Raw genomic sequence first — 14,630 nt, forward strand, 5'->3', positions numbered from 1 at the left:
ATTTTGCAACTTTTTGATGAATATCAATGTCTTTAGGTCATAATGTAAAAAATGTCTATACTCAGTGTAAGTACTTGTAATTTGTCTTATACCACTATATCTATATCTTCGGAATTTTTATGAAACCAACGAACATGATCAAAACACCTCTAATAATAATAATGTTGCTAAGTTTGCTTGCTTGCGGCCAACAAAAACGTGAAAAACCACAGGTTGAAGTAGTGGTGAAAACTGCTGAGCAATACCCTTATCAAACCTCTAATACTTTTGTCGGTCGGTTAACGGCTTCAAGTGATGTTGAGATCCAAGCGCGAGTGAAGGCACGGATCACCAAGGTTAATTTTAAAGAGGGCAGTAATGTTGAACTGGGTGATGTGTTAATTGAATTAAATGACAAAGAGTTACAAGCGGAATATAAGCAAGTGAAAGCCGAGGTTGCAAAAACCTTGTCGGCGCTTAAAATTGCTAAAAAGAACTTTAACCGCGGGCAGGAATTAAAACCCGATGGTTATATTTCTGACTCTGAACTTGATGCCCTTGAAGATAAGGTAGCAGAAAGTAATGCTGCAGTAGAAGCCGCATACGCAAAGCTTGATAGTGCGCAGGTTAACTTATCTTATACCCGTATTCTTGCGCCTATATCTGGAAAAATAGATCGAAGTAAATTCAGTGTAGGGGATTTAGTAAGCCCTGAAGTCGGCTCTTTAACCACAATTGTTTCGATAAACACCATGGAAGTACCATTCCAAATCAGTGAGTCAGCTTATTGGAAAATGGTTCGTAAATTACAAAAAGCTCATCTTAGTAAAGATGAAATGGCAGCGTTAAAACCAACAATATTAATTGCTTTTGATAAAACAGACATTTATGAACATCAAGGTGAAATTGACTTTGTATCCAACAGGGTTAATCCTGAAACTGGTTCTATGGAAGTAAGAGCAACAATACCTAATCCTCAAGGGGTATTAAAACCAGGTCAATATGTGACTGTAATTGTACAATCGAAAGCAAGTGTTGACACATTAATGATCCCGCAAACAGCAGTTCAGTCTGACCAGCAAGGTGATTATGTAATGACTATTGTTGAGGGCAATAAAGTAATGCGCAACAATGTAAATTTGGGTAAACGAGTTGATTTATTAGTTATTGTTGAGGATGGTTTACAAGTTGGGGATGTGGTTGTTACGCGCGGAGTACAAAAAATACGTCAAGGCCAAGTAGTCAAAACAAAGTCTGCAGACCAAACCAGTCAAAGTCCAAGTAACTCATAGGCGATAAATAATGATAAGTAAAACGTTTATTACTCGGCCTAAACTGGCCTTAGTTATTGCTATAGTACTGACCTTAACAGGTATCATCTCAGGTATTAATTTACCTGTATCGGAATACCCCAGTGTTGCTCCGCCACAAGTTGTGGTGAGTGCAAACTATGCCGGTGCTTCATCATCTGTAGTTAAAGAAAGCGTAGCCCAGCCTATAGAAGAGGCAGTAAACGGTGTTGAAGGCATGATTTATATGTCATCCAAAAGTGCCAATGATGGTACCTATAAACTCACCGTGACTTTTGCTGTTGGTACAGATCCTGATCAGGCTTTAGTTCGGGTACAAAACTTAGTATCTATGGCTGAGCCTAAATTACCGACCGAAATTCGAACTGCTGGCATGACCATCAAGAAACAGTCACCAGATATGTTGTTTTTAGTGAATCTATTCACCAATAACGATGAATTTGATCGCGTGTTCATATCAAATTATGCCAAAATTAATTTGTTAAATGCGTTAAAGCGTGTCGATGGTATTTCAGAAGCGACTATTATGGGCGAAGCAGCTTATTCGATGCGCATTTGGCTTGACCCTGAGTTGATGGCTGGTCTAAAGGTTACTCCTAGTGATGTTAAAGCCGCACTGCAAGAGCAAAATATTCAAGTAGCAGCAGGTAAAGTTGGTGCACCTCCGTTTGATAGTAACATTCAAACTCAATATTCATTACAGGCAAAAGGCAAGTTAACCACAGTTGAAGAGTTTGAAGATATTGTTTTGCGAGCAGAGCAAAATGGCTCATTAGTATTATTAAAAGATGTTGCCGATATAGAGTTGGGCCAAGCAGACTATGCCGTTAGTACGCAAGTAGACGGTAAGGATGCTACCACAATAGCGTTGTACCTTTTACCTGGTGCTAATGCTTTAGAAACAGGAGAAAAAGTCAAAGCATTGGTTGCCGATATGTCTCATGGTTTTCCTACCGGTCTTGAGTATTCAATTGGCTACGACACGACTCGATATGTGAGTACATCTATTTCAAAAGTGGTGATTTCATTATTACAAGCAATCGGCTTGGTAATCGCTATAACCTTTGTCTTTTTAGGAAGTTGGCGTGCAGCATTGGTGCCGTCAATCGCCATACCTGTATCTCTAGTTGCTTCATTTTCCGTATTATTATTAGCGGGAATGTCGATAAACACTGTCACCTTATTTGGTTTGATTTTAGCCATTGGTGTGGTTGTTGATGATGCAATTTTGGTGGTTGAAAATACTGAGCGACATTTAAGCGAAGACCCATCGATGACACCAGAGACAGCCGTTACTAAAACTATGGAAGAAGTGTCAGGGCCTATTATCGCGACAACGTTAGTGTTGTTAGCGGTATTTATTCCTGTGGCAATGCTGCCTGGTTTAACCGGAATTATGTATCGTCAGTTCGCCGTGACTATTTGTGTAGCGGTATTGTTCAGCTCATTAAATGCGTTAACGTTGTCACCGGCTTTATGTAAATTACTGCTAAAAGCAAATGAGAAAGAAGCTACGTGGTTTAAAAAATTTAATGTCGGCTTTAACTTTATAAAAGATAAATATGGTGCAGCCGTTGCGGTGCTGATCCGTAAAGCTTTTGCTATGGCGGTTGCTTTAATCGCTCTCTTTGTAGTGCTGGGTTATGGTTTTGTTAAAACACCAACCGGATTTGTCCCTCCAGAAGATAAAGGTATATTTATCGTCAGTGTGCAACTACCTGATGCGAGTTCAATTGGTCGTACAGAAGACGTTCTTGCCAAACTGACTACCCAACTGCAACAGGATGAACGAATAGAAAGTATCACCTCTGTTTCTGGTTATAGTATTTTAAACGGTGCTGCACAGAGTAATGCAGGGTCAATGTTTATGGTGTTAAAGCATTGGGATGAACGGGTTGCTCGTCAAGATATTGTTTTTGCAATAACACAAAAAGTTAACTATCTAGCCTTTTTACACATACCTGAGGCACAAGTGTTTGCTATTGCTCCCCCTGCTGTACCAGGTATGGGAGCTGTTGGGGGGTTAGAGTTTATATTACAAGATAAGCTTGGTGCATCTGCATCTGAACTTGCCAGCGTACTAAACCAGTTTGTTGTAGAAGCGAATGAACATCCTGCACTTACCGGTGTTTACAGTACTTATCGAGCCAATGTTCCGCAATACCTTATTGATGTGGACCGTACCAAAGCGAAAACGCTAGGTATAAGCGTGGATAGCATTTTCAGTACCCTACAAGCGCAATTAGGCTCTGTTTATATCAATGATTTCAATAAATTTGGGCAAACGTATAAAGTTATCATGCAGGCAAAGCCTGAATACAGGGGAACGATTTCAGATCTACAGTCGATATACTTGCGTAATAAAGGCGGCGAGATGATCCCATTGTCGACCGTTGCGTCGGTAAAAGACATTCACGGTCCGGATTTAAGTGAACGCTATAACCTGTTTAATTCAGTAAGCGTGCGAGCTTCAGCAAGTCCTGGGTATAGCTCAGGTGATGGTATTGCAGCTTTAGAGGAGGTTGCGGCAAACGTGCTCCCTCAAAGCTTTCAATATGAATGGACCGGCATGACTTATCAAGAGATTGAAGCAGGTAATATGGCGATTTACGCCTATGCTCTGGCATTAGTGTTCATCTATTTGTTTTTAGTTGGACAATATGAAAGCTGGTCAATACCAGTTTCAATCATTATGGTTGTTCCAGTAGCTATTGCTGGCGCCTTAGGTGCCATAAATGCTGTTGGATTACCGCTGAATTTATTTGCCCAGGTCGGTCTTATATTGCTTATCGGCATGGCTGCAAAAAATGCAATTTTAATTGTTGAATTTGCCAAAAACCTTAGAGAAGATGAGAATAAATCGATATTAGAAGCTGCGAGCACATCGGCACAATTACGTTTTCGTGCGGTATGTATGACCGGGGTTTCATTCATCGCCGGTATTATTCCGTTAGTAATGGCAACAGGGGCAGGGATGTTTAGTCAAAAATCTCTAGGTATTACTGTTTTTGGTGGTATGTCTGTTGCGTTGGTAATTGGTACGCTTATTATTCCTGTGTGTTATGTGATGATTCAGAGCACTAGGGAAAAGCTCAAAGGGTGATTTAAATACTTTTAAAACAAAGGCTGCAATCGTGCAGCCTTTTTATTTTTGAGGGATAAATTAGAAACGAGAGACGAGAAACTAAAATCGAAGAGCGTCGTGTTGATGGCGATTTATTCGAGCTATTTCATTTTAATAGCCACATTATACGTCAGGAGGTCCCGGATATCGCTGCGCGATTCCGGGATGACGGTGTAAATTTTCTAACCTCGTGATCACTCATAATACTTAGAAACAATTAACCGCGTCATCCCCCACGAGTGGAACGAGATGAGGGACCTCCTAAATTCACATCGTGCCTCAATAGGGTAGCTCTTCGTTTTGGGTTATAACGTGCCTACAAAACAATATTTTACCATTTAGAACAACATTATACTGCAGAAGGTCCCGTATCTCGCTTTGGCTCGCACAGGATGACGGTGTATTTTTTCTAACTATTGTGGAGGGGATGAATAGCACAGGGATATGGTGGCTGCTCTTCGTTTCTCGTTTCTAGAAGCTCGAAGCCAGCTTTTAAGTATACTCTTCGAGCTGCACTACCATCGCGTCACCATCAACTATGCTAATGATACCTTCTACCCATACGTATTTATTGAGTTTTTTCGAGCGGTAACGCAAGATGATCTTAGCTTCACGATTACCTAATATTTCAGACGAAATAAACGAAACGTCAGTACCTATTCTAGATCGGCTCTTATGGCTTTGAGTTAAATAATTTATGTACTCAGGTTTGGTGTAGTTAAGAACAAAGCCGTAACCGCTAGAGCCTTGTGTAATAGTGACTGATAGATTTGGAGATAGCACAGCTTGCAGAAGGTTTTTCGCTTCTGTTTTGTGAAAATCGATAAATTGTTGTGCAATACGGTTTATTGACTCTTCAGACAGCACTTCTTCAGCCACAGCTGTAGCGCTAAAATTAAGCCAAACCATAAGCAACAAAATTAATTTCTTCATACCCTGCTTATCGCATCCGTTAGCACGAAGTGATCAATTTCTACTAATATTTAACTTTCATTAAAGTTAAATAGTTTAATCACTTCCCAAGTCACAATATGGCGTGTGCTTTTTTTATACAAAACTACTTTATTTATACAGTAATTCGTATTAGGGATGTATATTTTTGTTATCTACGTTTGGTTACTTTATTAAAGATAACTTATTTTGAGCGTTTTGGCGTGTGAAATTTTACATTTTATGCTTTTTTATATGCAAAAGTTACAAAACTTTAACGTCTGGATTCTTTTTTAAGCAAATTAGTGATATTAATAAATTCAGCCAGTTAACAAATAAATACAACTGGCTTCTATACGATCGAATAAATTGTACTAATCTATGAAGTACTTAAAATGACAATAATTTATGAAGGTAAACTCAATGCAAATCGGAATACCTAAAGAAACACTAAATGGTGAAAACCGTGTTTCGGCATCTCCAGCATCTATTCAGGCACTAATAAAGCTTGGGTTTGAAGTTGCAGTTGAAAAGAGCGCTGGTGATAAAGCCAGTTTTAACGATACCGTTTATCAAGACGCAGGTGCAACAATTGTTACCAAAGAGCAAGCTTGGCAAGCAGATATTGTAATGAAGGTTAATAAGCCTGAATCAGCTGAAGTTGAGCTGTTAAAAGATGGTGCTAAATTAGTAAGCTTTATTGCCCCAGCTCAAACGCCTGAGTTATTAGAACAATTAAGTGCTAAAAATGTAGACACTCTAGCCATGGAAATGGTGCCGAGAATGACGCGTTCACAATCTATGGATGCGTTAAGTTCAATGGCAAACATTGCCGGTTACCGTGCTGTTATTGAAGCAACGAATCATTTTGGGCGTTTTTTAACGGGCCAAATCACTGCAGCAGGTAAAATTCCACCAGCGAAAGTTATGATTATTGGCGCTGGTGTGGCCGGTCTTGCCGCCATAGGTACCGCTGGTAGTTTAGGTGCAATTGTTCGTGCTTTTGATACGCGTCCTGAAGTGAAAGAGCAGATCGAAAGTATGGGCGCCGAGTTCCTTGAGCTCGATTACGAAGAAGAAGATACCGGTAGTGGTGACGGTTACGCTAAAGAGATGAGTCAGGCATTTATTGATGCTGAAATGGCGTTATTTTTAGAGCAGGCCAAAGATGTCGATATCATCATCACTACTGCGATGATCCCTGGCCGTCCAGCGCCGAAATTGATCACCGAAGAAATGGTTAATGCGATGAAACCTGGTTCTATCGTTGTCGATTTAGCCGCACCAGGTGGTGGTAACTGTGAATTAACAGTGCCAGGTGAAATAAACGAAGTAAATCAAGTTAAGATTATTGGTTACACTGATTTCGTTTCTCGCTTACCTAACCAGTCAAGTCAGTTGTATGCCAATAACTTAGTAAACTTAATGAAGTTATTGTGTAAAGAAAAAGACGGTAACATTAATATTGATTTTGATGATGTTGTTTTACGTAATATGGCCGTGGTTAAAGATGGTGAAGTTACTTTCCCACCTCCGCCTATTCAAGTTTCAGCAGCACCTGCAGCGCCTAAAGTAGAAGCGCCAGTTGAAGTGGTTGAGGAAGGACCTAAATCAAACACTGTTAAGTACGCTTGTATGGCAGCTGCCGCAATAGGGTTTACTTGGGTAGCAAGTGTTGCCCCTGCTGATTTCTTATCGCACTTTACAGTATTCATATTGGCCTGTGTTGTTGGCTATCATTTAGTTTGGAACGTTACTCACGCATTACATACACCATTAATGAGTGTTACTAATGCAATTTCTGGCATTATTGTTGTGGGAGCTTTATTACAAGTCGGTAGTGATTCACTTGCCGTACAAATACTTGCGGGGATTGCAATCCTCATTGCCTCCATTAATATCGCCGGTGGCTTTTTTGTCACCAAACGTATGCTTAAAATGTTTCGGAAATAGGAGTAGTTAATATGTCTGAAGGAATTATTACAGCTGCGTATATTATTGCGGCCTTGTTATTTATTATGAGTCTTGCTGGTTTAAGCAAGCAAGAAACGGCAGAGGCGGGTAACTGGTACGGCATCATTGGTATGTCTATTGCGTTAATTGCTACGGTTGTTAACCCAGCAGTTACTGGCGTGCCATTAATTGTTGCCTGTATGGTTATTGGTGGTCTTATTGGTTTACGTTTAGCTAAAAAAGTTGAAATGACCGAAATGCCAGAACTTGTTGCTGTGCTACATAGTTTCGTTGGTTTAGCCGCGGTATTTGTTGGTTACAACAGCTTTTTAGATCACAGTATGTTAATTGTTGGTGCAGCACTAACAATACATAATGTTGAAGTGTTTTTAGGCGTGTTTATTGGCGCAGTTACCTTTACAGGTTCTATCGTCGCTTTCGCCAAGTTAAAAGGTATTATCAATACATCTGCGTTAATGTTGCCACAACGTCATAAATTAAACTTAATTGCGGGTATCGTTTGTGTATACCTGATGGTTGACTTTGTGCAGGCTGGCGGTGCTTTAACGCCATTATTGATAATGACAGCTATTGCTTTCTTATTCGGTTGGCATTTAGTGGCTTCAATTGGCGGTGCGGATATGCCAGTTGTTGTTTCTATGCTTAACTCTTATTCTGGTTGGGCCGCTGCAGCAGCAGGTTTCATGCTAGGAAATGATTTACTAATTATCACTGGTGCTTTAGTTGGTTCTTCTGGTGCCATTCTTTCATACATTATGTGTAAAGCGATGAACCGTTCGTTTATCAGTGTTATTGCTGGTGGCTTCGGTACTGATGTACAGGTTGCTAAAGATGTAGATTATGGTGAGCATCAAGAGATTACAGCTGAAGCGACTGCTGATTTATTAACAGAAGCAAAGTCTGTGATTATCACTCCTGGTTACGGTATGGCTGTTGCGCAAGCTCAATACCCTGTGTATGAAATTACTCGTGCGCTGCAAGACCGTGGCATAGAAGTACGCTTCGCTATTCACCCTGTAGCTGGTCGTTTACCAGGTCATATGAACGTGTTATTAGCAGAAGCAAAAGTACCTTATGACATCGTGTTAGGCATGGAAGAAATTAATGATGACTTCCCTGAAACTGATGTGGTACTTGTTATTGGTGCTAACGATACGGTTAACCCTGCCGCCGCAGAAGATCCAACAAGTCCTATAGCTGGTATGCCTGTTTGTGAAGTATGGAATGCAAAACAAGTTATTGTATTTAAACGTTCAATGAACACTGGTTATGCAGGGGTACAAAACCCATTATTCTTTAAAGATAATACGGCAATGCTATTTGGTGATGCTAAAGACTCTGTAGAGAAAATTTTTAAAGCACTTTAAGTTTTAAAGCTGCAATTAAAGATATCTAAGCCCGCAAATATGCGGGCTTTATTTTTTGGACACTTTAATGTCGAATATGTAGCTTCGCTACTTCGGATACGCTAGCGCTTCGAATACGTTTCACTGCGATAGCCACTTCTACCTAACTCACTGGCTCTTAAAGGATAATGACTTTTTGGGAGTTTGTAAGATATAATAGATTTCATATTAATTTTAATCTATCCCAGATTCAGGAGCTCACAATGAAAGTAAGCAAAAATACTATCGTTCAATTTCACTATGTACTTAAAACCGAGGAAGGTAATGTAATTGAAGACTCGACTGGTGGTGATCCGGTAGCCATTTTATGTGGCCACAAAAATATGATCGTTGGTGTTGAAAACGCCTTGGAAGGTAAAGAAAAAGGCGATAAATTCGATGTTACGGTTAGCCCTGAAGACGGTTACGGTGAGTACATTGAAGAAGCGATTCAACGCGTACCAGCTAAACATTTGCAAGGCGCAGAAAAATGGGCTCCAGGTATGGTAGCCGTTGTTCATACTGAACAAGGCCAACGCCAGGTAACTGTCGTTAAAGTTGGCAAGTTTATGGTGACGGTTGATACTAACCATCCATTAGCGGGTCATACGTTAAACTTTAATATCGAAGTTATTGATGTGCGCGAAGCCGAAGAAAGTGAAATATCACACGGCCATGCCCATGGTGTTGGCGGACATCAGCACTAACCCGGTTTTGCATGTATTAATCCGTATAATGGGAATCATTATACGGATTGCTATTAGAATGAGTAAAGTAAGCCAAACTGTAGCGTGAACGGATTGTATTGCAAATTATCGAGTCGTTGATCTGCAGAGTTTTGCTCTAAATCAGTTAGCTCTATATTGGTGTATTTTAACTCAGTTAACAGTGCCAATTGCTGGGTCAGTTCATAATCAAAACCAAACATCAACTGTAAAACCAAATCTCCATCGCTTTCCAGAGCTACCTTATTGCTAGTACCGTCGACATCAACTTCTGCATTTGTTGTTACTCCTGCACCTAGCCCTAAATACGGACGCCACGCACCTTTACGTTGAACATGCCAATAACTATTTATCGTTAGGTAACTAACCTTGAATTCACCGCTCACTTTATCATTTGCTTCGATGCCAACACTGCTAAACGTCATATCTGCATCGTTTTCATGTTGGTTGATACTCAATTCCATCGATATATTATCGGTAAAAAAATATCCTAAACCAATACCTAGCGTTAGCCCTGGATCGAATTCGATGTCGATTTTTTCAGTACTACCTACAACAGAATTTAGCTCTGCATCAGTATCATCGAAAGCAGACGCACCAATACTTGGTTTTATATACCAAGCTCCTTGGTTTGCTAACACATTGAAGCTAATAACTATTAGCAAAACCAAGATAAATACCTTAATTGTTATGCTACTTAATTGTTTCATTGCAACACCTAAAAGAAAAAATAGAATTTTTATCTGTATATGTTAATAATAGGCTATTAAGTAACTCTCTGTGCTATTCGAATACAAAAATTAAAATAAAAAATTAAGGCTTCCAATGATTAAAAAATCTAAACTCGCGCTGTTAATCCTGTCAGCATTGCCATTATCAATACAAGCTGCTGATATTAAAGTTATTCATGCGGGAGAGTTATTAACCGTACCTGGTAAAACAGTACTGAAAAATCAAACCATTATTATAACTGACAATAAAATTACAGACATTCAAGAAGGCTTCACTCGCGCCAAGTCCATAGATAAAGACGCTACTCTGATTGATTTAAAAGACAGTTTTGTTATGCCAGGTTTAATGGATATGCATGTACACATGCAATTTGAGTATGGTGACAACCAAGCGAGCAACAAATTAAAAATGTCTGCTGAAGATACGGCGATGCAAAGTGTCAGCTTTGCCAAGAAAACCTTAATGTCGGGTTTTACTACCGTGCGTGATTTAGGTGGCGATCCGCAATCGTTATATGCACTTCGCGATGGTATTAATAAAGGTTGGATTGATGGGCCCAGAGTTATCGCCTCGGGTAGAGTATCGGTAACTGGAGGTCATTTAGATGTAGATGGTATGCGTCATGACTTAATTGAAAAATACTCGCCAAGCACGCTTTGTGATGGTGGTGCAGAATGTCGTAAAGCAACTCGTAACGCGATTAAATATGGCGCCGACATGATCAAAATAGCATCAACCGGCGGCGTGTTGTCTGATACTAATACCGGAACAGGGCAACAGATGGCTGATGATGAGCTTAAAGAAGTCGTCGCAACAGCTCACGCTTTAGGGCGCAAAGTTGCTAGTCATGCGCATGCAGCAGATGGAATAAATGCTGCGTTACGCGCCGGCGTTGATAGTATTGAGCATGGTAGTTATGCAGATGAAGACTCTATTACGTTATTTAAATACTCTGGCGCGTATTTAGTTCCTACGTTATTAGCCGGTGATACGGTTGTTAATATGGCTAAAACCAGTACTTTTATGTCTGAAGCGGTAAAATCAAAAGCTATTAGGGTCGGTGGCGACATGCTGAAAAACTTTAGTCGAGCTTATGAGGCAGGGGTTAAAATTGCGTTTGGTACTGATTCAGGTGTTTCCCGTCATGGCACGAATGCAAGAGAAGCGGTATTAATGTTTAATGCCGGCATGAAACCGATGGATATCTTAAAGTCAGCCACAGTTAATGCTGCTGATTTAATTGACAAAAGTGACACGTTAGGAACTTTGGAAACGGGTAAATTTGCAGATATCATTGCCATGGACGAAAATCCTTTAAAAGATATCAGCCAACTTGAACAAGTTGAGTTTGTAATGAAAAACGGTAAAGTTTATAAAAATTTATAATTAAACATCCAACTAAATATGGCCTGAAATGACTGAGTTTACTGCAACATTTGCAACCCAAATATCACAGGTAAATAAACAGCATTGGCAGGCCATTTTTCATGATAATTACCCCTTTTATCAATACCCATTTTTACATGCCCTGGAACAAAGCGGGGCTGTATCTTCATCCTCTGGTTGGCAACCACAGCATTTATTAATTCATAAAGGCAATACATTGATTGCCGCTATGCCATGCTATTTAAAAAAGCACTCCTATGGCGAATATATGTTTGACTGGAGTTGGGCTAACGCGTATCAAGCTCACGGCATTGCCTATTACCCTAAACTGCTCAGTGCTATTCCATTTACGCCAGCAACTGGTAAACGGATTGGAATTCACCCTGAATTTGAGAAATTTAGTCAGTCATTATTTGCCTTAATTGTAAAAGTACTTACCCAAACTCTGGAACAAGTCGAAGCCTCTAATTTTCAATGTCTGTTCTTAGATAAAGCAACCAGTGATAGTCTTGCTAAATTAGGGTTAATACAGCGCACTGACGTGCAATATCATTGGTTAAATAAAGGCTACTCTTCATTTTCAGACTTTCTATCGTGGATGACTGCCCGTAAACGAAAAATGATCAAGAAAGAGCGGCAAAACCTGGTTCAGCATAAGTTAAGCTTTGTTTGGTGTAATGGCAAAGACATTACAAAACAGGACTGGAGTAGTTTTTACAGCTGTTATCAACAAACCTATCTAAAACGTTCAGGCCATCAAGGTTACTTAAACCTTACATTTTTTTCTTCGTTGTCTGAGCAATGTGCTGACAGCACTTTGTTACTGAAAGTTATCAATGATAAGCAAGAGGTTGTTGCAAGCTCGTTGTTTTTTAAATCTGAGACTCATCTATATGGACGGTATTGGGGATGTATGAAAGAGCATGAGTTTTTGCATTTTGAAGCCTGCTATTACCAAGGCATAGAATATTGCATTAAGCATAACCTGCAATGTTTTGATGCAGGAGCACAGGGAGAGCATAAGCTTGCCAGAGGCTTTGAGCCAGTTAAACTCTATGGTAACTACTTAATACCTCAACCAAATTTTAAACAGGCTATCGCTGACTTTATCGAAAAAGAGCAGCGCTATCATAATGACTATATGCAATCAGCTAATTCTTACCTGCCCTTTAAAACAGATCGTTAGTTATTACTTTTCGAAGTTTTCATTTTTAACATACCGGTAGTCATACTTACGCCAAATAAAATTAACGCTGCGCCCATTAACATTGACAGTGTCACAATTTCTTGTAAAAACAACACGCCCCATATTACGCCAAACACCGGAATTAAATACGCTACAGTGATGGCTTTTTCAGGGCCAAGTGATGCAATTAAACGAAAATATAGTATGTAGGCAAGTGCGGTACATACAGCGCCTAGTGCAAGCGTCGAATACATTGCCAAGCTGCTCACCGGCATGGTCGGCCAAGTAGCGGGCAAAAATGGAATATATACAATAGCGGCAAAAAATTGACTGCCGGTTGCGATGGCAATTGTGCTGACACCGGTTAATTTTTTCTTGGTGTAACACGCAGCATAACCATAATTAAGAGCAGCAATAAGGCCGGCAATAATTGCGATAGCGGTATCATCAAAACTTAAATTACCTTTACCAACAAATAACACCACCACGCCACTAAAACCGACAATTAAGCCTGCAGTTTTAATAAACGTTAAACGCTCTTTTAACCAAACAAACGCGACCAAGCCGGCAAAAATTGGTGCTGTTGCATTTAAAATAGACGTTAACCCGGCGCTTAAGGTTAAGGTTGCAAAGGCGAGAAGTACAAATGGAATGGCTGTATTCGTTACTCCAACAACAAAGATACCAAACCAATTATTTACAACATCTCGTACACCTTTGTACATTAATAAAAATGGTAAAAGCGTTATAAACCCAATAGCTGCGCGTGCTGCAATTAAGGCAACCGGTCCTATTTCTGGTGCGGCTATTCGCATAAGCATAAACGAAGCTCCCCAGATAGCGGCTAAGGAAATTAGGGTTATAAATTGGGACAGGTTCATTCATTAAAAGCGTTGAGATTTAACATGTGGTTAATATACCCCTATTAAAAGTAAAAGCTAATAGTTAATTTGTTAATAAAGGTTGAATTTACTTACTTGGGCCTCATATAAATCGAAATCTGAATATAAAAATCCATAAATTTAACATGACATTAAGTATTTCTTTATTCCAAAATCAACTCAAGCGCATTGACTCAAGTAAAATGTTTCAAGGTTTAGTGATATCGGTAATCATTATCTCAGCGTTACTTATTGGTGCGAAAACTCATGATTTGCCTACCCAGGTGATCACTGTTTTAGCTCTACTGGATATGGGCATCACTATATTTTTTGCTGTAGAAATAGTGATCCGATACTTAGCAAGTGACAGTAAAAAGCAATTCTTTAAAAACGGCTGGAACATCTTTGATAGTTTAATTGTTATTGGTAGCTTGATACCTGCCGGTGGCTCTGGTGTGCTACTAGCCCGACTTTTAAGAGTGTTTAGGGTATTACGCTTAGTGTCTATGGTGCCTGAGTTAAGATTGCTCATTAATGCGCTGTTAAAGGCGATCCCACGTATGGGTTACATCGCCTTATTAATGTTTGTTATCTTTTATATTTATGCGGCAATTGGCAGTATTTTATTTAGCGATATTAATGAATTTTTATGGGGTGATGTATCTATTTCATTATTAACTTTGTTCCGTGTCGCTACATTTGAAGATTGGACCGATGTAATGTACGAAACGATGACGGTTTACTCGATGAGCTGGATTTATTACATCACCTTTATATTTTTTACTGCCTTTATATTCTTGAATATGATGGTTGGTACCGTGTTAGAAGTTATGGCCGATGAACATGAAATTGAAAGAGCTAAATCTCATGGTGAATCTGCAGATGGCGGTGAACCAGCAAGTAGGGCGCAAATCGAGCAACTGCAAGCCCAAGTACTTGAATTAAAAGCATTGATTACAGAAAAAAACAAAACATAAATATCATTTAAGTCAAAGTCACATTATCATATAGGATTGGT

11 protein-coding genes are annotated in these 14,630 nt (G+C 39.6%); 8 read left to right on the forward strand and 3 right to left on the reverse strand.

Annotated features, from left to right (window positions below; genetic code table 11):
• Positions 1 to 119 precede the first annotated feature (119 nt).
• Complete coding sequence (locus tag RI845_RS06510; protein WP_348388929.1) at positions 120 to 1,271, forward strand: efflux RND transporter periplasmic adaptor subunit; 1,152 nt, start codon at positions 120 to 122, stop codon at positions 1,269 to 1,271.
• A 10-nt stretch (positions 1,272 to 1,281) separates the two neighbouring features.
• Positions 1,282 to 4,392 (forward strand): efflux RND transporter permease subunit, encoded by a 3,111-nt coding sequence (locus tag RI845_RS06515; protein ID WP_348388930.1) that lies wholly within the window; start codon positions 1,282 to 1,284, stop codon positions 4,390 to 4,392.
• A gap of 513 nt (positions 4,393 to 4,905) precedes the next feature.
• Here the strand turns inward: RI845_RS06515 and RI845_RS06520 are convergent.
• Positions 4,906 to 5,346: a hypothetical protein gene (locus RI845_RS06520; protein ID WP_348388931.1), complete on the reverse strand. Its 441-nt coding sequence runs from the start codon at positions 5,344 to 5,346 to the stop codon at positions 4,906 to 4,908.
• A gap of 420 nt (positions 5,347 to 5,766) precedes the next feature.
• Here RI845_RS06520 and RI845_RS06525 point away from each other — a divergent pair, with 420 nt between their 5' ends.
• From RI845_RS06525 to RI845_RS06535, 3 genes are all read left to right on the forward strand, one after another.
• Positions 5,767 to 7,296: a Re/Si-specific NAD(P)(+) transhydrogenase subunit alpha gene (locus tag RI845_RS06525; RefSeq protein ID WP_348388932.1), complete on the forward strand. Its 1,530-nt coding sequence runs from the start codon at positions 5,767 to 5,769 to the stop codon at positions 7,294 to 7,296.
• An 11-nt stretch (positions 7,297 to 7,307) separates the two neighbouring features.
• The gene (gene pntB / locus RI845_RS06530; protein ID WP_348388933.1) at positions 7,308 to 8,684 is read left to right on the forward strand and encodes a Re/Si-specific NAD(P)(+) transhydrogenase subunit beta; all 1,377 of its coding nucleotides are present in this window, start codon (positions 7,308 to 7,310) and stop codon (positions 8,682 to 8,684) included.
• A 242-nt stretch (positions 8,685 to 8,926) separates the two neighbouring features.
• Positions 8,927 to 9,409 (forward strand): FKBP-type peptidyl-prolyl cis-trans isomerase, encoded by a 483-nt coding sequence (locus RI845_RS06535; protein WP_348388934.1) that lies wholly within the window; start codon positions 8,927 to 8,929, stop codon positions 9,407 to 9,409.
• A gap of 53 nt (positions 9,410 to 9,462) precedes the next feature.
• Here the strand turns inward: RI845_RS06535 and RI845_RS06540 are convergent, their stop codons facing one another.
• Positions 9,463 to 10,137, reverse strand: a complete 675-nt coding sequence (locus RI845_RS06540) for a porin family protein (protein WP_348388935.1) — start codon at positions 10,135 to 10,137, stop codon at positions 9,463 to 9,465.
• Between the two features lie 115 nt (positions 10,138 to 10,252).
• Between RI845_RS06540 and RI845_RS06545 the strand changes: the two genes are divergently transcribed.
• Both RI845_RS06545 and RI845_RS06550 read left to right on the forward strand, forming a co-directional pair.
• Positions 10,253 to 11,545: a metal-dependent hydrolase family protein gene (locus RI845_RS06545; protein WP_348388936.1), complete on the forward strand. Its 1,293-nt coding sequence runs from the start codon at positions 10,253 to 10,255 to the stop codon at positions 11,543 to 11,545.
• 28 nt (positions 11,546 to 11,573) lie between these two features.
• Positions 11,574 to 12,731: a GNAT family N-acetyltransferase gene (locus RI845_RS06550; RefSeq protein ID WP_348388937.1), complete on the forward strand. Its 1,158-nt coding sequence runs from the start codon at positions 11,574 to 11,576 to the stop codon at positions 12,729 to 12,731.
• On the opposite strand, the gene RI845_RS06555 is transcribed toward RI845_RS06550, so the two are convergent.
• Positions 12,728 to 13,612 carry a DMT family transporter gene (locus tag RI845_RS06555; RefSeq protein ID WP_348388938.1) on the reverse strand — a complete coding sequence of 295 codons (885 nt, stop codon included), beginning with the start codon at positions 13,610 to 13,612 and terminating at the stop codon, positions 12,728 to 12,730. The genes RI845_RS06550 and RI845_RS06555 overlap by 4 nt on opposite strands.
• A 146-nt stretch (positions 13,613 to 13,758) precedes the next feature.
• On the opposite strand from RI845_RS06555, the gene RI845_RS06560 reads away from it, so the two are divergent.
• Positions 13,759 to 14,589 carry an ion transporter gene (locus RI845_RS06560; protein WP_348388939.1) on the forward strand — a complete coding sequence of 277 codons (831 nt, stop codon included), beginning with the start codon at positions 13,759 to 13,761 and terminating at the stop codon, positions 14,587 to 14,589.
• The last annotated feature ends 41 nt before the right edge of the window (positions 14,590 to 14,630 follow it).

The sequence above is a fragment of the Thalassotalea nanhaiensis genome (assembly GCF_031583575.1).
GTDB lineage: Bacteria > Pseudomonadota > Gammaproteobacteria > Enterobacterales > Alteromonadaceae > Thalassotalea_A > Thalassotalea_A nanhaiensis.

Excerpts from the sequence above, each read along its gene's own strand:
- RI845_RS06550 (WP_348388937.1), top strand. The coding sequence starts at position 11,574 with ATGACTGAGTTTACTGCAACATTTGCAACCCAAATATCACAGGTAAAT.
- pntB (WP_348388933.1), top strand. The coding sequence starts at position 7,308 with ATGTCTGAAGGAATTATTACAGCTGCGTATATTATTGCGGCCTTGTTA.
- RI845_RS06525 (WP_348388932.1), top strand. The coding sequence starts at position 5,767 with ATGCAAATCGGAATACCTAAAGAAACACTAAATGGTGAAAACCGTGTT.
- RI845_RS06510 (WP_348388929.1), top strand. The coding sequence starts at position 120 with ATGAAACCAACGAACATGATCAAAACACCTCTAATAATAATAATGTTG.
- RI845_RS06535 (WP_348388934.1), top strand. The coding sequence starts at position 8,927 with ATGAAAGTAAGCAAAAATACTATCGTTCAATTTCACTATGTACTTAAA.
- RI845_RS06555 (WP_348388938.1), bottom strand. The coding sequence starts at position 13,612 with ATGAACCTGTCCCAATTTATAACCCTAATTTCCTTAGCCGCTATCTGG.
- RI845_RS06520 (WP_348388931.1), bottom strand. The coding sequence starts at position 5,346 with ATGAAGAAATTAATTTTGTTGCTTATGGTTTGGCTTAATTTTAGCGCT.
- RI845_RS06560 (WP_348388939.1), top strand. The coding sequence starts at position 13,759 with ATGACATTAAGTATTTCTTTATTCCAAAATCAACTCAAGCGCATTGAC.
- RI845_RS06540 (WP_348388935.1), bottom strand. The coding sequence starts at position 10,137 with ATGAAACAATTAAGTAGCATAACAATTAAGGTATTTATCTTGGTTTTG.
- RI845_RS06515 (WP_348388930.1), top strand. The coding sequence starts at position 1,282 with ATGATAAGTAAAACGTTTATTACTCGGCCTAAACTGGCCTTAGTTATT.
- RI845_RS06545 (WP_348388936.1), top strand. The coding sequence starts at position 10,253 with ATGATTAAAAAATCTAAACTCGCGCTGTTAATCCTGTCAGCATTGCCA.